This window comes from Bradyrhizobium sp. RP6, assembly GCF_003837805.1.
Lineage (GTDB): Bacteria > Pseudomonadota > Alphaproteobacteria > Rhizobiales > Xanthobacteraceae > Bradyrhizobium.
The window spans coordinates 1-18,290 of sequence record NZ_RQIT01000006.1; the positions used below are offsets into that span (position 1 = coordinate 1).

13 protein-coding genes are annotated in these 18,290 nt (G+C 57.3%); 3 read left to right on the forward strand and 10 right to left on the reverse strand.

Going from position 1 to position 18,290, the window contains the following annotated elements; genetic code table 11:
- Positions 1-1,185 precede the first annotated feature (1,185 nt).
- Together EHH60_RS14275 and EHH60_RS14280 are read left to right on the forward strand one after the other, a co-directional pair.
- Complete coding sequence (locus EHH60_RS14275; RefSeq protein ID WP_124160103.1) at positions 1,186-1,542, forward strand: hypothetical protein; 357 nt, start codon at positions 1,186-1,188, stop codon at positions 1,540-1,542.
- Positions 1,533-4,229 carry a caspase family protein gene (locus EHH60_RS14280; RefSeq protein ID WP_124160104.1) on the forward strand — a complete coding sequence of 899 codons (2,697 nt, stop codon included), beginning with the start codon at positions 1,533-1,535 and terminating at the stop codon, positions 4,227-4,229. Before EHH60_RS14275 ends, EHH60_RS14280 begins: the two co-directional genes overlap by 10 nt.
- Before the next feature lie 80 nt (positions 4,230-4,309).
- Here the strand turns inward: EHH60_RS14280 and EHH60_RS14285 are convergent, their stop codons facing one another.
- From EHH60_RS14285 to EHH60_RS14295, 3 genes are all read right to left on the reverse strand, one after another.
- Positions 4,310-5,254 carry an MvdC/MvdD family ATP grasp protein gene (locus EHH60_RS14285; protein WP_124160105.1) on the reverse strand — a complete coding sequence of 315 codons (945 nt, stop codon included), beginning with the start codon at positions 5,252-5,254 and terminating at the stop codon, positions 4,310-4,312.
- A 5-nt stretch (positions 5,255-5,259) separates the two neighbouring features.
- Positions 5,260-6,354 carry an HEXXH motif-containing putative peptide modification protein gene (locus EHH60_RS14290; RefSeq protein WP_124160106.1) on the reverse strand — a complete coding sequence of 365 codons (1,095 nt, stop codon included), beginning with the start codon at positions 6,352-6,354 and terminating at the stop codon, positions 5,260-5,262.
- 91 nt (positions 6,355-6,445) lie between these two features.
- Positions 6,446-6,649, reverse strand: coding sequence for a hypothetical protein (locus EHH60_RS14295; RefSeq protein WP_124160107.1), 204 nt, complete (start codon positions 6,647-6,649; stop codon positions 6,446-6,448).
- A 216-nt stretch (positions 6,650-6,865) separates the two neighbouring features.
- On the opposite strand from EHH60_RS14295, the gene EHH60_RS14300 reads away from it, so the two are divergent.
- On the forward strand, positions 6,866-7,840 hold the full coding sequence (locus EHH60_RS14300) for a GSCFA domain-containing protein (protein WP_124160108.1): 975 nt from the start codon (positions 6,866-6,868) through the stop codon (positions 7,838-7,840).
- A 527-nt stretch (positions 7,841-8,367) separates the two neighbouring features.
- Here the strand turns inward: EHH60_RS14300 and EHH60_RS14305 are convergent.
- From EHH60_RS14305 to EHH60_RS14335, 7 genes are all read right to left on the reverse strand, one after another.
- Positions 8,368-10,173 (reverse strand): S8 family peptidase, encoded by a 1,806-nt coding sequence (locus EHH60_RS14305; protein WP_124160109.1) that lies wholly within the window; start codon positions 10,171-10,173, stop codon positions 8,368-8,370.
- Between the two features lie 65 nt (positions 10,174-10,238).
- Positions 10,239-10,565, reverse strand: coding sequence for a hypothetical protein (locus EHH60_RS14310; RefSeq protein WP_124160110.1), 327 nt, complete (start codon positions 10,563-10,565; stop codon positions 10,239-10,241).
- Between the two features lie 495 nt (positions 10,566-11,060).
- Positions 11,061-12,053, reverse strand: a complete 993-nt coding sequence (locus tag EHH60_RS14315; RefSeq protein ID WP_124160111.1) for a TniQ family protein — start codon at positions 12,051-12,053, stop codon at positions 11,061-11,063.
- Between the two features lie 163 nt (positions 12,054-12,216).
- Entirely contained in the window at positions 12,217-14,079 is a 1,863-nt protein-coding gene (locus EHH60_RS14320; protein WP_124160112.1) for a TniQ family protein, read from the reverse strand.
- Positions 14,006-15,112, reverse strand: coding sequence for a TniB family NTP-binding protein (locus EHH60_RS14325; protein ID WP_124160113.1), 1,107 nt, complete (start codon positions 15,110-15,112; stop codon positions 14,006-14,008). The genes EHH60_RS14320 and EHH60_RS14325 overlap by 74 nt, the downstream gene beginning before the upstream one ends.
- 10 nt (positions 15,113-15,122) lie before the next feature.
- Positions 15,123-17,543, reverse strand: a complete 2,421-nt coding sequence (locus tag EHH60_RS14330; protein WP_124160114.1) for a TnsB C-terminal domain-containing protein — start codon at positions 17,541-17,543, stop codon at positions 15,123-15,125.
- A complete protein-coding gene (locus tag EHH60_RS14335) occupies positions 17,540-18,235 on the reverse strand; it encodes a TnsA endonuclease N-terminal domain-containing protein (RefSeq protein ID WP_124160115.1) in 696 nt (231 codons plus the stop codon). The genes EHH60_RS14330 and EHH60_RS14335 overlap by 4 nt, the downstream gene beginning before the upstream one ends.
- Positions 18,236-18,290: the final 55 nt, after the last annotated feature.

The window sequence follows — 18,290 nt, forward strand, 5'->3', positions numbered from 1 at the left end:
GCCGCAGCCCAACGCCCTCGATCGGCCGCGAAAACGCAATCGTTCGACGCCGCGCGCCGATCGACGCCTCGCAAAAAAGTCTCATATCGGGAACTGCTCCCGCACGCCCGATTAAGCAAAGCCCTCGCAAGCGGGAGAGGTGCAGCGAGTGCTTGGCTGAGAGATTAGGCTGGAAGCTGTCCTCTAACAGGAAACCTCGACTCAGGGCCCAAAAATTCCGCAGCAGAATCAATAGTCGATTTGCGCGGGGTAACTCAATTCCCTGACTCAAATAACGCAGTTGTCTGACTCTAAGAAATCGCTTTAACGCACAATCCTGACTCAAATGCCCTGACGCCACATTTCAGGTTGTATTGGCCCCAGCTCGGTCGGCGGCAACCGAGAACGATCGCGGCAGCAAACTCAGCAAAGGTTAGTTGTCGAGCGACAATATTCCCGTTAAGGAGTATGGTGGCCGGAGGTCAAAGCCACGTCCTAGCTAGGCCGGACACGTCATTAGCGCGCAGCCATCGCTTGATCGATGCAAGCTGGACACGTAGACCAGTTACTTGACGGCAAGTTTGTCTTGCGGTGCAGGCGGCGAAGTGCGCCGGCTTTGTGCAGTTACAGCGAGTACCGAGCGGCAGCCCGTGCTTGACGCGGGCGAATGTGGGACCAAGCACTAGGTTGCTTAGGACGTACCCCGGTGTCGAACTTGCGTTCGTTCGACATTATGAGTTCATATGGAATTACTTTTGGCCTTAGCCTCAGAACGCGCTCGAGGATCTTGTCAAACGGGCGATCGAGGAAACGCCTGGACCTTTAGGCGGTTCAACATCGCTTCGACGGCCGTTTTCGTGGCGCCGGACCGATGGTAGATTTGAGCGAGTTGCCGTTGGACGTCGTCCTCCGGAAGATGGATGGCGTCGCCACTCTGCATCACCTCGATACACCACATGAGCCATTCGACGAACGGGATTCCGTCGGTCGGATTCGCCAGGTTGGGACGGCTCGCAGCGGCGCTCCATAGCCTTCTCGACACCGGCGATAAGGTCGGGTTCCGTGTAGTGCGTCTCAAGCGCCTGCGAGCAAAAGATAAACACCGTGCGACGCCGAACGCGATCGGAAGGACGTGGGACCGGCTAATTGCCGATCCCGATGCTATACTATAAGTTGTCGCCAGAAACGGGCGCTTCGGGGGAATAGATGGCGCAAGAGTTATTCAATCTGGCTACACTGGGCACTTTCGCGGGAGCGACCGCCGCCACGGTTGTCGTCGGCAACACGCTTCAATCGGTATTCAATGTGAGCGCCAAGTGGCTGACGCTCGTCCTGGCGGAAGCGATCGTACTTCTCGTCGCCGTATTCACCCAAACCAGCGAGTTGAGCGGGTATTTTGTAGCCGTCCTGAATGGCTGTCTCGTCTATTCTTCGGCGGTGGGCCTCAACACGATGACCTCGAAAACGCCGCCTTCGGAACCACCAAGCGCACGGTCGGTGGACGAGGCAGGTTTGCCGCCACGTTCCGACGTTCGTAAAAGCTTCTTCAGTAGATGGTGGTAGTGACGCAACACCAGCAAGAGCAAGGGGCGCAAGGGGGACGAATTCTCGCTCTACTGATCGGCGTCTCCAGCAATCCGCACTATCGCCAACTCGGCGCGCCGGCCCGTGACGCTGCCGCCCTGCATCAAGCTTTGGTCGATCCGAAAGGATGTGGACTTCCGCCATCAGACGTGAAATTGCTCCGCGAAGCGGAGGCGACCAGCGCAACGATCTTGAAGGAGATCGCTGCTATCTCGTCGAAGGCTTCGGAAGCCGACCGCATCTTCATCTATTTCGCCGGCCACGGGCAACCGTTGCCGTCGGACTTCGCATTGATCACCTGGGACACCCGGCCCGGCGACCAGGCGCCCACTCCCGTTCGCGGCTCCGAGATAGGCAGCGCTCTATCGGGCACCCGGGCCTATGGCGTGCTCTTGGTCATCGATTGCTGCTACGGCGCCAATTTCGCGGATCACGTCCCGCAATTCTTCAGATCTCGGGGGCGCAGCGGCTATCGGGTCCTTCTCAGTTCGACGCGCGCAGAACAGCGCTCTTGGGAAGCCGCGGCCGGCGGAAGTACGTTCTTCTCGACCTACTTGAGGAGATGCATCGACGGCTCTGATCCGGTCGGTCTCATCCCCGGCGCGATTTTCCTATCTGACCTTACCCGCTACATAGCGGACAATGTCGACCGCCAAGTCAGGCAACTCGACGAGACCTATCGACAGGAGCAGACGTTCTACGGCGTCTACGGGAAAGACCCGCTCCTCTTCAGGCAGGCCCGGCTCACCGAAAGCCGGATCTTGCAATTACTTGCGCGCTATTCACGACGTGATCTCGCGCGCTTCGCGGCGATCGGAACCCTTGCGCTACTGGTCATCGTATCGGTCGTGATGATGACGCACTATTCGATCCTAGAGAGATCGCTTTACGCGACGACGACGAGTGGTTGGATCGACGTCAACGTCGGTAGATGGGGGAGCCATGCCTATGGCTTCCCAAAACCCTTCTGGCAAAGCGGTTTGACCAATGACGATGTGATTGTGACGTCGCCGTTGCACAGCGAAGGGGGGATCGTGAATGCCCCTGTCGAGGAACCTATCCTTCCCACGCTTCACGAACATCTGACCCCCGGCGCGAAGGCCCGGGTCGAGTACTGGCAAGGGGAAGACGACAAAGCCCGTGAGAAACTCCTGGACCTTTGGAAGGTCGATCAGTCCCTGACGGGGGCCGCGCATCTGCTTCCGCGACTTGCGCGTCGAGAAGACCTGCAGTGGCTTGCCGAGATCGAGAACAAAGCTCCGAGTGAAATTGTGCGCGCCTTTGCCTTCGTCGCCGCCGCCGCGATCGCGCCGGAAGATGCGGCGTCCGGTTTCCGCACGAACAAGAGAGAACCCTACACGCTGCCCATGGAGGTGCTCACCGCGGCGCGTCCTCCATGCGTTAGGGTGGTGCGCGACTACATCGTCAGTCTACTCGGCAAAGTGCCCTCCGAGGACTATCGTTCCGCCGCTTTGAATGCGGCGTTGCGTCTCGGGTGCGATATACCGCTCGACGCGTTACCGATGATGCTGATCTACAGCTTCGGTTTGTTCGGGGTGGAGGACGTGGCCGGCTACATCGACTCGCGACAGTCCTCGAGCGACGCGCTGTTGGCCATGTTGCCCGCATTCGCCACAGCGGATCCGGAAAAGTCCGATCTGCCGAAGAAGACGATGGCAGTCATTGCACTATCCACTCGGGCCAATTGCGTTCCGGGCCTGAAACAGCAATTTGCCGCGGCCGATCCCGACGTTCGAGCCATGGCCGTGGCGGCGTTGCTTGCGCATTGCGACGAAAACGTCGTTCGCGGGATCGAGGACGCCACACCGGTGACGCCGGAGATCGCATCGATTCTTGCCGTGCATGGTCGAGTATCGGCCGAGGCCATACGGGCACGACTGAACGCGGACGACCTCGACGTTTACGACGCGGCTTTCTTGCTTGTTGCTCTTGGTGCGGTCGGCTCGGCGAACGACATCGAGCTCATCCAAAACTTCCTGGCGCGCCGCGCGGATGCGGAAGAGGGTGTACGCATCGGCGCCGTCCTCGCCTTGCATCAGCTACGTGCACCGGCCTCGATCGCCAAGCCATTTTTGAGCGGTATCTTCGAATCGGCCAAGTTGGCTTTGGAATGGGTTGTAGATGTCGATCCGGCGGAAGCGGTCCGCCTGATGCGCGCGGCCGTGGAGCGCCACGAAGGAGAAGCCTACGTCAAATTCGCCAGGCGCCTTCCCCTCCTGGCCGACGATGTCTCGCTGCTAGAACGGGCGTCGAAGGCCGGAGATGCATCAGCGGCCGGCATCCTGGCCCAGACGCAGCCGACTGCAAAAGTTCTCGACTTAATTTTGAGCCCTAATCGACGGGTCAGGTCTGCAGCTACGACGTGGGCGCCCGCGAATCCGGCGATATCCGAGGAGGCGCTCGAGCGACGGGCGACGCCATTCCCGAGCGGTGAAATCCGGCAACTCCGGAGCGATCTCGGCAAGAGAAGGATGATGCTTGCTCTATTGGACGCCGCGCCCCCGGAGACCCGCGCGTGGCGAGCAAAGCTTTTGGCCTCAACCTGGCGGCCGCAGCTTACCAGCGGGCTTCTTCAGTTGCTGGAGGACAATCGTCCGAAGTCGGCCATGAAGAATTTCTGGGCCGTCCGCGGCAGTTCGCCATGACGCACCGACGCAGTCTAGACCGACCGTCGGTACACACGGCCGGTACACATAGCTTTGAATCCCTATGACGGCTTTGAATCCTACTCTCGCTTAGCTAACAAGCATGCCAAACGATAACTAACGGGGAGCTTGAGCCGTTCCTCAAGCCAAAGCCATTGACCTGACGGGTTTAATTCAAGGAATGTAATCTCACCGTTTCTCCCCTGTATCAAGTCGTACGCTGCAAAACACAAACCCAGGCGTCGATTCATCCTTAGGATTTTGTCCTTCACGTCGGGATCAATGGTCCCCAGGGTGTACATGTCCGAGAACACGTCCCGACGCCAATCAACCATCGCCTCGGCAGAGGTGTTCGCCAGTATTTTTACAACAAAACATTCTTCACCTACCACCGTGACACGATACTCACAGTCCTTTGGAATATACGCTTGATAGATACCCGGCGCACTTCCAACAAGTTCACGAAACTTGTTCAGAGATTTTCTTTCGATGACAGTTGTGTAGGTCATTAAGCCGTTTGGTGGCATATACGGAGTAAACGATTTATATACGGACCTACTGCCTTTATTGTTGTCGATGAATTCGCAGATTTCTTCGTAATTATTTGAGATTAACGTCGGTGGGATCTTGAATCCGATCTCGTCCGCAATTTTTAATTGCGTTATTTTGTTGTCTGCATAATTTGCCCTATCGCGATCATTTACGGAAAACATTTGAGTTGTTTCTGCACTTAAGAAGTTTGCGAAGTAATTCCACTCTTTGTTGATAAAGTTATCGTCATACAGGTCAACGGCTGTGCGTGCAGAAACTGACCGTGGTTTCTGCCTCCACCATACAGAGCGAAAGTCACCTAGCGGAACTTGCGCTCTACCTACTCGCACACTTGCGCCGGGCGCAATTGATGAGCTAATTCCACCATCACTCCCGAACGGGTCAAATATCATAAATGCTGCGTCTAAATTGCTGAGCTCTTTGGCGACTGAAACCACATGCGGATCACCCGAATTGCCCACAATAAGGATCACCTACTTCACCCCGCATATTGCTGATCAGACCCGATTGAGGTGTGGGCCAGAAACTCGATAATCTCACGCGTAGCGCGCATCTGCCGCGTAGCATCAGACAAAAGGGAGACCAAGGGCTCTAGATTGCGCTTGAGGGCCACAAGGCGCCCTTCAGCGGCTGAAAGCCCCACTTCATCAGTGTTGAAGGTCGCACCTACCCATTCATAGAAGTCAATCAAGCTTCTATAAATTAGCAGAGCCTGAATCATTGTGTTTAGCGGCCGTGCCCGACCTGTAACAGGCGAAACGACCCTGACATGATCACCCGGCAGATCGTCGGGTTTTTCAATTAACCACCAAGGCCATATGCATTGATGATAATACTCATGGATAATCTGCTCGGACAACGATATCGGGTCATCAATAGATACGAATGCCCCTCCAATGTAAAAATTACGCAGAGTGAAGCTCCTTGCTAGTTCTGCGTCGTAAGGCATCAGGGCAATTGTATTTAGCACTGTGCAAACGTTCTCCTTCAAAGAAGGTGAGTATCGATCAATCAACCGGAACGCCTGTTCTATGTAACCCTCAGCTTCCCCAGCTCTGCAGGAGCGACCGTGCCAATGATACAAGTCGACGCGCAGGTCATCGAACAAATTTGGATAAGGTCGATAGATGGAGGGGGTCGATGGGTTGCCGGTGTCAACGAGAATATCGTCGATAGCTGTGACGCATCGATCATCTACTCGAAAAACCCGGTGGTTTCCTGCCCGCAGACGCCATACGCTTCTACACTGAGCGGCTTCCAATGATAAGGAATCCAACCCAGTGTGGATACGAAGCGCACGGACGCTCTCAGCAACGAGCCGGCTGTCCGGACAATTGAGGTAGTTTAGATATGGGTATAGTTCCGGATTTCGCCAGCAAGTGAAATCTGAGCGGAGCAACTCGTAAAGTTCTGCGAATCCAGCAAGACGCTGAATCTGCGGATTAACCTCTATCGCAGGCTTCAAAAGTCGAAATGGCAAAAGCTTGATAAAACGAGCAAAGTAAGTCTCTAAGTCCGACTCCGAAAATCGCTCGAAAGTAGCGACAAACAGGTCTTTTCTACTTTGTAGCACTCGAAGCTCTTCGAAAGTTCTGGTTGTCCTGTATTAGTCGCCAATAGAATTCTCGGAAACAATACCTGGAATTGCTTCCGAGAAGGAATCGCTACTGGTAGTCAACCGCACCATCAACGTCAGGGTTAGGCTGTCCAACTCCCGTAGCTGTCGCCGAGCCAGTTACGCCCTCCGGAAAATCCTCGCCTTCGATGGGTTTGGGTTGTTTAGCCAAGCCAGCCGCAAGCGGTTTGATGGTAAAGGTCGTCTCAACATCAGGATCGACGAACACGGTGACCGGCATCTTTTTCGCCATTGTGACTTCCTCCTCAATAAATAAGTTTGCAACAATCGCTACTTATAGCCGAGCTTCGGTCTATGCGCAACCGCCAATCAACGCGAGGAGCCTCGCCATGAGCTGGCTTTCCAACCTGAATTCTGCGAAGATCCGGCTTCGGTTGATCCTAAAGCGGCGCTTGGCTCCGCTCGATACCGCGTATACAAAAGGGCGCTAGTCGACGGGGGCGCGACCGTGGCCGCAAAAGTTCGGACACTCAGAGAGATTATTGCAGCGCGACGATCGAACAAGCATACTGTGTGGTTCGACGGTGAAGTTGTCGACACCGCTGCAATGCGCCTTCTCTCCGGTGAGTACGTCAAGATTGGGGTCGCGCCAAAGTTCAAAATCTCATCTTCAGCGAAGGTATTCACGATAGGTTCGTGCTTCGCCCGCAACGTCGAGGACAAATTAGCTGAGCGAGGCATCGACGTCGTGAGCAAGCGATTCAGCTTGCCGGCTGACGCCTACTTAGCCTCGCTCAGTCCAGCCGCCGCGCTTTACAAGTATAATACGCATTCGATTGAGAGCGAGGTTCTTTCAGCAACGGGCCGCGTTACTTACCCCAATCTAGGCTTGATCGATGCTGGCGAAGGACTTTGGTGGGATCCTCTCGCGACCGGTACGAAGCTGGGTGACTATGAAACGGTTTCTGGCATACGCCTCCAAATTCAGAAGCTTACAAGTGGCATATCCAAATGCGACGCCGTCGTAATCACTTTAGGCTTGAATGAGGTTTGGCATGACTTGGAGACAGGGCTCTATATGAATGTGAAGCCGCCCATGTCCCTTATTCGGAGGTACTCTGAGCGTTTCGGGGTAGTTATTTCTGATGTTGAAGATAACCTCGCATCACTTGAAAGAACGATCTCTGCTATTCGGGGATCGGCAGGCGATACAAAGATAATACTTACAGTTTCACCGGCGCCAATGGCGGCGACGTTGACTTCAATGGACGTGATATCTGCAAATACACTGAGCAAAGCTATGCTGCGAGTCTGCGCTCATACGGTGGCAGATCGCTACGATTTCGTAGACTACTTCCCGAGCTACGAAATTGTCATGAATTCACCTCGAGACATGACTTGGTTTCCCGATCAGATCCATGTGAAAGATGAAGTCGTTCGGTTCATCACAAACTATTTTATTGAGCAGTATGTAATAGAATAATAGACCCATTAATACCACTGGGTTATTGCTGCTCGGGCTTTAAGCTGGTGATTCAGTTCAAGCGTCTGCAGCCCGGAGATCGCTGACACGATCCCTATTGTTTCTGTTAGACGAGCAGTGCACCGTTCATGCTGAAGCACAGCTTGCAAGGTGTCTAGAGTCGCTTGCTAATTTCGATTGCGAGCTCCTTCACCGTGACGGACTCCGCCGAAAGCGAAACAGTTTTTGTGGAGCTTCTTAAATCGGACAAAAAATCTTTAGAGAACGCGTTGCTCAGGATCACAGAAGCAAGCTCTTTTGCGGGGATCTCACTAATCTGTATGGTGAACCTGCTACCTGCGTCCAGGTTGAGACTCGAACCCGAGCAGGAAGTTTGGCATGGCCCATTAGGTTCCCAATAGATTGCTATGCAACCGTTCTGGCAGGTTATAGTGCATGTTGGATGGCCTGGAGCTGTGCAAGTCGCCATATTCGCCCTCCGAGTTCAGAAGTGATTTTTTCTAGGAGTTGCGCCAGCCGCCCCACCATCAAACTTGGTTTAGAGCGGGCGTGCAAGCCACCGCAGCATGCGCGTCGAGCTTGCCGGCACCCCATTCTGTGTTCGGGACGGCACCAGTAAAAGCATCCGATCGCGCGCTGGCCTCAAGGCATGCCTTGATCTGTCCCTGGGTACAGTTTCCGTTCTCTTCAAAGATGAGCGCAATGGTGCCGCTGACGTGCGGCGCTGCCATCGACGTTCCGCCCATCACCTGATACGGCTCGCCTGGAGGTGTCACGAAGTGGCCACGAGCCGAGATGATCATCTGACCGGGCGCTGCAACTGTAGGAGCGGTGCGCCCATCTCTTGTTGGACCGCGGCTTGATGTCGAGCTAAGGCTGCCAGGGCCTGCGCCGCGCGTGATGTAATTGGCTACTGTGATCATTTCGGCTGCGGCTCCGGGTGTCGAAATTGTTCGAGCTGTATTTTCATACGGGGCCAGAAAGGTAGGTACTTGTCCTGGGCTGCCTCGCTGGATCCATGCGTCGAAATGGCCTTCTCCGACGATTGCAACTCCCTCGATGCGGATCGTCCAGTTGCCTTGCTGGATTTGCGCGGCGTTACCCGGCCGAAGGCTCAAGAAGACGCGTCGATCCCCGTTGTTTGGATCTTTGTCGCGGTGATCGATACGAACCGCGTTGCCGCTTTCGAAGTTGGAGCTGTCGGTAGCGCCGACGTCAACGGGACCAACCACGTTCCCGGCTGGATCGACGAGGGACACGCGGAATGTGTCTCCACCTTCGTACCAAAGGTCAAACTGATCAGGTGTCACGTTGCCCGGCGGTGAGTAAAATTTCACGTCGACGGTCGCGCCGGCCGCAACATTGCCTTGCGCGTGAATGCGCGCAGCACCGGCATTTCCGGCCGACTTGACGAAAGCACGTCCCGGACCGCCGAGGAGGTGATCGAGTCCGCGCTCGAGAAGGCTGGTGCCGTCGTGCGGCCCAAGGTTATCTCCTAAACTCATGTTGACCACAGCCGCCTGGGTGCGCGCTGCCGCTTGCTCGAAGATATAGTTTACCGCGTCTAGAGTATTGGCTGACGTGCCGATACCCTCAGCCCCATTCGCATTATCCGACACAATGATGATATCGGCTTCTGGCGCAACGCCGACGAAGGTCCCAGCTGGCATTCCCTGGCCTGGCGCCGAACCATCGCCGGCTGCAATGCCGGTAACATGTGTGCCGTGGAACGGTGGACTGTCACGGTGCCGGACGATTGTGAACGGGTCTTCAGCGGCCAGTGCTCTGTTGATGTGAGCATTGCTATATTCGACTCCGTAGTCGAAGCCAGCTGGGCTGGTTTCTCCCCCTTCAGGAGTCAGGGACTGATCCCAAAGCAATAGGATGCGGCTTGTGCCGTCGGCTCGACGAAACGAGGGATGCGTGTAGTCACAGCCTGTGTCAACAATGCCGACGATCACTCCTGCACCGCGGCGGCCCGGCGGTCCAGTATGGACAAGGTTTGCGCGGCTCTCCGTCACCGCGAGATCAAGGTCAGCGTGCATAACACGCGCACCTTCGACGCGATCTACGTCGGCAATTTGTGTTAGTGCTGGCAGCAAATCGATCCGGATCGAGCCTGTAACTATATCACCTGCAACGCCGCGGATCCGGAGGCCTGCCTGCCTCAGGGCTTGCGGATCGCCTGAATGCTGAACCAAGACGACCACCTCTGGAGCTATCCCATCGTCAGTCTCAACCCTTAGTCCGAACCTGTCACGCGTGGCGCGTGTTTGAAGCTCACTCGCTCCGCTTTCGACGATGAATTCAAGCTGAGGGTCTAGCTTACGCACACACGGCTCCGTGGGATGGTGGGACTACGGCCAATGGGCGGAGAACGGCGGGATATTTCACATCGCTACTCGGGCTTATTGGGATGCATCGGTCGACTCGCTTCGATAGTGGTCACGAGTGGATGTTCAGCTATACGTACCAGATCGGTCGACAAAATAGTTCCAGTGATGATGTCCCCCATCGTCGAGCGGGCCCTGAGGCCGGCGGCGCGCAACTCGTTCATCTGCCGAGGGTCGGCTGCGCTCTGCAGGCCGACAATCACGGTCAGCGGGCGAGGATCCGGCTGGTCGACCGACTCCGCCAGGATTTGCCGCAGGTGAGGATCGAGCTTTTCAAGAATGCGAGAGTCTCCATTCTTGGTGACAACGCAGACACGCGGCCGGGCCGACACCAGCGGTGCGCGACCCCTTACCGAAGAACTTACTGTTAAGAGGGCTCTGCCGTCCAGGCCCCCCGAAGCGTCAACCGATTTTCGGTGGACGCAATCCTCTCGTTCAGCCTAGCTCGATTGCGTACGGCGGCCAAAGTATACACTTAGACATATCTCGCCGTTCAAGCGTAGAAATCATATAGCATAAACAATAACATACGGTTCATTCTCCTCGGCGCGCCACTCATATAAGTTCCTATCGAAGGTCAATTAAGTAAAGCAGAGATGCAAGCGCTTAGCAGCCGCATGTGGTCACAAGCGGTGAGGTTATTCGTGCACGCCTTGATGGGAGTTATCAGAGATAGACACGGGACCCACTGCGCCGCAAGGCAGTCCCGTGAGCAAGGGCCTACAGGAGGCCGTGGTGCTAGAGCTGAACAACGACAAAGCCGCGCAGAAACATCTGAAGCGTCCACTGGGCACCAAGGACCTCCGCGAGGCTAACATGGGTAAGAATTATCGCAGCAAAAGTCCGGCCTTCGGCGAGCCGATGGATTCAAGCATAAGCTCTCGAATGGGTTCGTATCCCTCAATATCGCGTGTAGATACATGGAACAGCCAGGCATAAAGTAGGCCGTATTGCGCCTTTGGTATCCATTCATTCTCGGCTGCACTGGCCTCTTCGCGTATCCGTTCGAACAGCCGAAAAAGCCCGGCGCTCCCCTCGCTGAGAATGGCGAATCCGGCGGACAAGGCGTCACGTCGAGAAACAGTGCCGTCGCGACTAGTGTGCGCGAAGGCCCCTCCAACCGCCGCCGCTCCAATGCGATCCATCAGATCGACCGCGTGCCCGAGTGCTAGGCCATCAAGACTCTTGTGCTTGACTGAAGTCATGAACCCGAGCCTTCCAAGCAAGTATTTTTCAACTTCTGCACCCGGAGCAAACTTTTCCAATGGTTCAGACGCCAAGTCGTGCTCGTCGCCCGCCGCAAAGCGGACGTCTAGTGCTCTGTGGTCAAGGGTCTTCTCTGTGTCAGCAGGATGGTGGGTGATTAAGCAAATATTGTGGAAGGGACAGGCGTACATGAAAGCCAAGTTCCACCAGGATCTTACGTGCGCCCTGTAGTCCGGATCGCCTTTCCCGAACTCTATATCCTCTCGGAGACATTTCGGGCACGCTCGCAAAGAACGATATGACCAATCACTCGATTTGAGCACCTCGTCCCCCAAGCGCACAGTTTTCCGATCCTGTCTGACGAACGTGGTCCGCTCAAGGACGACCGGATCTGCCTTTGCCAGTTCAGCAATTCTCGCTGTTGCTCGTCCCTGAACCACGTCCGCGTGGGAAAAGCCCATGTCACTGCAGAAGTCGGACAAAGAGCCCGCGCCATTACGCCTGGCTAAGCGTTGAGCTAAGGCAAAAGCGGGCTCGTCGGTGAAGAGAACTACGCGGGTGTCGAGAGGCTTTTGACGACGCGCATCAAAATCTTGAGGAATAGCAAAACTCACGAAGCCCCTCCGGCGCTACGACGACGTCGTAGTGCCACACAGAGGTTCTCGATTTGCTATTTCAGGAAGCTAGACTTGTTTTGTCCTGCAATTGAGCCATGCAAGGTAAACGAATTGAGAAAGTATCGCTTTGCGGCGTTGAAGTCCGAGGTTTGGCGTAGCTTTATGCCGCTTCGTTCGTCGAAGCCGCAGCACGAAGTGCCGGGTACGTCGAAGCGATACGTCGGCTGCTCACGATGTCCGAACGGCGATAGAATACTTGGCGGCAGCGTGGGGGAGCCGCGGCCGGACTAATACCTGCTTCGAACATTACCTTCATCAATGTGCGCGAGCAGAGGCTGGCGGCTTGCGCCAACCGCACACCCGACACGAAATCCCTCCGGAACGCCTCGATCGCTGCGCGCGCAATCCCGTCCTTGCCGGACCGGAGCAGCCGAAGCCGGATCAGCCCCCGAACGGTCTCCCACTTCAATTCAAGCAAGTCCGCTGCGTCATCGATGGTCATCCTATCCCGCCCGTCCTTGCCGAGTTGTCGAAGGTCCGTGATACGCACAAGAACACCGTCGAGCCCCCGTCCCGGGCAGAATCCCGCAACGTGGATGCGACCCTTGAGAATGGCGTCAACGGCTAGATCGATCCCGCAGCGCGCGGTCCGGCAGCCTTTGGGCAGGGGCGTTCCATCCTTCTGCGGAACGCGAGGCGCGATTGCCGATAGCTTCTCGATGAACTGGTCGAGGTTGCCTCGCAGGATCGTACTGGCTCCTCCGAAAACACCCGCGGAGGCCAGCCGTCGGGCCTGCATGCGCCCGATACTGAGTTCCTTCGCGACCATTCTCAAACCCAATGTCGCGCGCCTTTCTGAGAGGAGGTTCTCCACCGCGACCCGAGGGATCGCTACGGGCGTACCTCGGCGCGTATGTTGAGGGACCAGGCCCCGTCCGGCAAGCTCCCGGCGGGCGCGTTCGAAGCCGACACCCAAACGACTTGCGGCCTCCTTGATCGAGCAGAGGTCCTTTGCTGGTTCGACCACTCCGAACACCATGCGCGAAATCGCCACGCCGTTGGCGACGGCATGTCGCCTTGTCCGTTCCTTCAGCGCTGTAGCAATGGGGCCGTTTCCCAGTTCGTGCAATCCGGAATGAAATTGTCCGTAAGCCGCTGCGGCGCCCCATCTTCCGGGTCCGATGCCGGAGGCGGCGAGCAGAGCATCCAAGGTCGCGTCAAATGCTGCGGGCCAGGCAGCGAACACGCGATAGCCGGCGTCAAGTACAACATGTTTCTCGAAGCCGCGGGCCTCACGCAAGGCATGTCCTTTGAGTGATGCCGCGCCGACAAGATCGAGGGCTTGAATAGCCTCTCCAAAGTTCCCGTCGTCCAGCACCTCGCATGCAACTCGCGGCGTTGCTCCAAGTCTGCCGAGTAGGTAGCCGTCCCCCGCGCACTTCCTAATCGGGACCAAAGAAGCGCCTGCCCCGATGAGATCGTGACCTTTCGGACAGCGGTCGATCGACGTCGAGCGGAAATCCAGCTGCTCCCCACAGCGAGGACACGAACCGATCAACGCGAGGCCATGGACAGGACATGCCGTCAGCGGCTGAACGTCCCACCATGCGCGGTGCCATGGGCGTGGTAGTCGCGGATCGACCGGATCTTCTGCGAGACATGCCGGACAGGCGCGGCGGCCCGCGTACACCGACCATTGCCCCCGGTAGAGCCGCTCTCCACGAAGGAGAACCACACCATTCGCCACCGTGCCCGTGTCCAAGGAGAGTGCATCGATGTCGATCGCAGCCGCATTCGCCACAATGTCAAGATGTTTCCCTTGGGCAAGCTGGAACCAAGGAATCCCCAACTGGAGCAGCATCTCGGACAGATCCGGAACACCGTGAGCTTGGGCCACCCTCATCAGGTAACCAATCGCTCCTTCTCCGGAGTTGCGGCGGGGCCGGATCTCAATTCTCGGATAGCTCCTCTTCGTCGTCCTCGGTCCTGCGTTTCTTTGTGCCGCGCAAGAAAGTCTCGTCATCGCGGATATCTTCTTCCTTCTTCGGCATCTTCAACAGGCGCGGATTCAGGACGAGGAACGGATTTCGAGCGTCGTCGATGCCATAGGGCCGGCGGTACGCCTCCGCCAGGTGCTCCTCGCGAACCACCTCGTCGTCCAGGCAGACCGCGATCGTGGCCGCCTCCTGCGCGAAGTAGGCCATGCGGCCTACAAGGCCGCGAGAGGCGAACCAAAAACGATGTGGCATGTCGTTTTCCGTAAAGCCGCACGTCTCCATGCCAAGCTTTTCCTCGAGGGCTTTTAAGAACTTCATGAATTTCTTAGAATCCTTAACCGCCTCCAATGCGACCAGCTCGACAAAATGGGTGCGTCGATGAAGTTCGCTGTAGTCCGTCACGAACTTCTTCAATGAGTCCAGCCCAGCTAGGATTAGTTGAACCGGGTTCGCATCGGAAACCATTAGAGACTTCAACGTCATTGCGATCTTGTGGCGCTCGGCCGAGTTCCGGCCGGCCAGGACGTTGTGCATCTCGTCTATCACCAGGATTCCCACACCTTGGGCTCTCAGATTTGCCTCAACTCGGTCCCATACCTCGTTCTCGCGTAAAGACTTCTTTGGCCGATATCCGAGCTGATGAAGGATTCGAAGGCCGAGCGTCTTCAGCGTACAAGGCGCCGGAGCCACGATCTTCAAGAGTGGGCGGTACTTTCCCTCCTCCGTCTCGCGCTCCCGCAAATCCGGATGGGCGACCAGGCGCTCGATTATGTGCGTCTTCCCGGCGCCAGTCCTTCCGTGGAGGACAAGACAATAGCCCTCGATCCCAGAGTCCATGCGGTCCAGAATGGCCTCGAGGTACTCCTTCGCAGCCGCGCCCTTTGCCGTCGAGACATCGATCGCCCGAAACGACTTCAGCTTCGCCCTTCGGGCAAGGCGCTGGGGGTCCGTCGTCTGCAAGCGATTGAATTTCCGATCGCGGTCGATATCCGAATACAGCGCCTCGTCGGCATCCCGCAAATTTTGCGCAACCATCTTCTTTTGGAAATTTTCGGTCACTGAAACCTCCTTATCCAAACAGTTCGTCGTCGTTCTCGTTGACAAGACGTCGCCGCTTTGGCGGCGGCCCGGAGTTCGTCATCCCTTGCGATTCCTTCTTCGGGGGACATTCCGTCTCTTCCTCCTTCGGGATGTTTGGGGATAGCGGCGGCGAGGACACTTCGGCGAGCGTCGGCTCCGGCTCGGCGGCGGAATGCGTGACAGTTTGTCCAGCCTCCGGCTCGTCCGGCTTCCGGACGCTCTCTTCACGAATCTGACGGAGCTTCTCTTGCTCATCGAGCTCCCGCATCTCGTCCGCCACCTGCTTTTCGCGGGCCTTCATGGCGGCGCCTGGCAATTCGCGCTCAGCGATGGGATGTCCCTTCGCCTTCGAGGCAGGCTCCGCCATTAAGGACTCAGGCGGGGTCGCTGCCGGCCGATCGGCGGGCCGATCCTTACGGCGAGCCGAGGCGGCCTCCTTTGGCGTTCTCGACTTCCTGAGCTTGGAGACATCGTCCAACTCGACGGAAATCTCGAAGTCCGGAGAATCCAGACGCTCCTGCATCCAGCGATAGTCTTTCTCCGTCATCTTCCCATGAGGCTTGTTGCCCGCCTTCCGGGCGATCCGCATCAGGTGCTCCCGCGCCTTGAGGAGAGTACTGCGTCGCACACGCCGGCCCTCCTCCGTCATGTCGCGGGCTTCCGAGACCACGTCCATCCACATTCGCAGTGTCAATCCGTTGACCAGCTCGGGATGGACACACGGCACCGGTGTCCACCGGTGCTTCAACTCGTCCAGGACCAGCACCTGACCGATGTCCAAGGGGTCCACCTTGACCATCCACTTTTGACCGAGATGTCCTCGCTTCCTGAACTCCTTCAGGACCGGGCCGCTGAAGTGAAGCCCCATGAAGGTGATGCCCTCGGCCACGATCGTCCGATCGATCAGCAAGCCGATTAGCGGCGTCAAGTCCATCGCCTCCGGAGGCAGCCTCACTCCAGCGCCTGACAGCGCTTGCCAGCGTTCGAGCGGCGTCTGACCGAAACTCCTGCTGTTCGGCCGATTGTGGTAGATGTCGACGACCCATCGCATGAACATCCGCCGCACGTCGCGGAGCGTGAAACGAGCGTAGCCTTCGGAATCGTAATCGCCGCGCTCCTGCACATTGGCGAATGTGCGACCAGGCATGAGGCTGAAGAAGTCGCGCGCCACCTCTCCGAAGAAACGCTCGACTTTGCCCTTGAGGTGTGGTTTGCCCACGGGGACCAGCCGTAATTCGATTTGTAGCTGCCCTGCAGCAGCGACCATGGACTGCGACCGGTATGCCGCGCCGTTGTCCATCTTGATCAACTCCGGGAGGCCGTACACAGGGTACGGAGATTCCGCTCCGCAGGCCTCGAGCTCCTTCTCATCCTTCTTCAGCACCGACATCCGGAGCGCTTGCATCACGGTCGACCAGCTCGGGCTCTCGATCCCGATGTACCAGCCGACGATCATGCCCGTGGCAAGGCAAATCCCCACGGTGAGGTAGGCCCGCCCTTTCGGCTTTCCGTTGTCGTCGACGATGATGATGTCGAGAGGCGTGTCGTCGAACTCCACGATCTGCAGCGGCCGGGTTGCGACGGGGGCCCGCTTCGTCAATCGGGCTTCGTGATCGGCTTCCTTGCGGCCGCGTCGGTAGAAAGTGATTTCATACCGATCGACGTTCTTCTTGATCCAACGCCACACCGCCATCTCGCTCGGTTCAGCCAACGAGCCGCCGATCCGCTGCGAATTCACCAGCTCGATTTCGCGGCAAATCAACTGATGCACTACAGTCAGACTAGGCCTCTCCAACGTGAGCCACTTCTGACGGACGTACTTGGCAATGATGCCCCTGACAGCCGGATCCATTCTTGGCTCCGAGTTCCCCTTCTTGTGAGTGAGGGGGGCGAGTGCGCCGAGCATGCGGCCGGATCTCGTCCACCTTCCGTACCAGTCGCGCAGCGTCGATCCGCTGATCTCTTCCAATCCAAGATTGCGGGAACGGCAACCCTCGTTACTCGCAAGAACCAGTCTGCGATGGCGCGCGACGACGCGCGCGATCTTCGCGTATCCCCCTTCCGGCCTTTTGCTATGGCAGCCGCGGGGGAAGAAGCGGTCACAAGCCTTGACGTAGTCGAGACGCTTCAGCATCTCGGTCTGCTGATCGTCAGTGAAGCTTTCGAACGGGCGCGACACCACCTCGACGAGCTCCTCCTCGAGCGCTACGGGCGCTGCCCGTTCGATCCTCATGCGCCCGGCTGGATCGAAATAAAGTTCGGCCAACTCCTCGGCCGTGAACGTGCGTGCAACCTCGCCGCCGATCGGAGAGAGGGTCAGCGAACGCTTCGTGCGCAGCTTCTCTTCGTACCAGACGCCGTCGATTACGATTGCGTCGCCTTTGTTGAGCCGGATCAGAGGAGCGTTCATGCGCAGATCCTTTCTCCGCCGAACATCAGAATGGCACGGTCATCCAGCGGCGCGGTCGCATCCGCGGGGATTAACTGCCCCCGCGCGACCATCCGGATGATCTGCCAGTAGGCCGCGGTGCCCAGCTTCGACGCGGCTCGAAGTTCGCGGATCGTCGCGCGATCCGCGTGGCGCCGCATCGAAGCTATTGCGGTAAAGAGCGCCAGTTCGAACGCCTGCTCACGAAAGCCGGTTTCGCTGGACACGATCAGCTCGGCGTTTCCGAGGCGTGGCATCGCCCTGATCTCGCGATCGGTCCAAAGCTCGAGATCCGAATAGCCCTTCGCTATCGCGGCCGCTCGAGCATATCCGTAGAGTTCGTTCAACTTGTACTTGATGACCTTGGCGAGAGGTTTGACCTCGACGAGGTATTTAGTACCGTCGCGACGAGTGACCACGAAATCGAATGTGGTCTTATAGTTCTGCACCCCGTCGGACCATCGGAGCGCCTTTGGCTGTTCCGAATACTTCAGTACGTCAGGGTCGGACTCGAGCAACTGTATGTAGTCCCGCTCAAGAATGCTTTCGTACTGTACCATGTCCTTGTTCTTGCGGGACGGTACGAATCCAGTGAAGTGTCCGCTGCGGTACGTCACGACCTTGCGACTCGCGTCGGACCGGCCGATGTGCATGGCGCGCGTTTGTACGCTCATTAGGTATGGCTTCCGTGGGAGGCGACGGACAGGTCCGAGCCCTAGGCGGGAGAGG

What these genes read in the sequence shown, in the direction of transcription:
- EHH60_RS14275 (WP_124160103.1), top strand. Translation starts at nt 1,186, where the DNA reads ATGGCGCAAGAGTTATTCAATCTGGCTACACTGGGCACTTTCGCGGGA.
- EHH60_RS14280 (WP_124160104.1), top strand. Translation starts at nt 1,533, where the DNA reads ATGGTGGTAGTGACGCAACACCAGCAAGAGCAAGGGGCGCAAGGGGGA.
- EHH60_RS14295 (WP_124160107.1), bottom strand. Translation starts at nt 6,649, where the DNA reads ATGGCGAAAAAGATGCCGGTCACCGTGTTCGTCGATCCTGATGTTGAG.
- EHH60_RS14320 (WP_124160112.1), bottom strand. Translation starts at nt 14,079, where the DNA reads ATGACGAGACTTTCTTGCGCGGCACAAAGAAACGCAGGACCGAGGACG.
- EHH60_RS14330 (WP_124160114.1), bottom strand. Translation starts at nt 17,543, where the DNA reads ATGAACGCTCCTCTGATCCGGCTCAACAAAGGCGACGCAATCGTAATC.
- EHH60_RS14335 (WP_124160115.1), bottom strand. Translation starts at nt 18,235, where the DNA reads ATGAGCGTACAAACGCGCGCCATGCACATCGGCCGGTCCGACGCGAGT.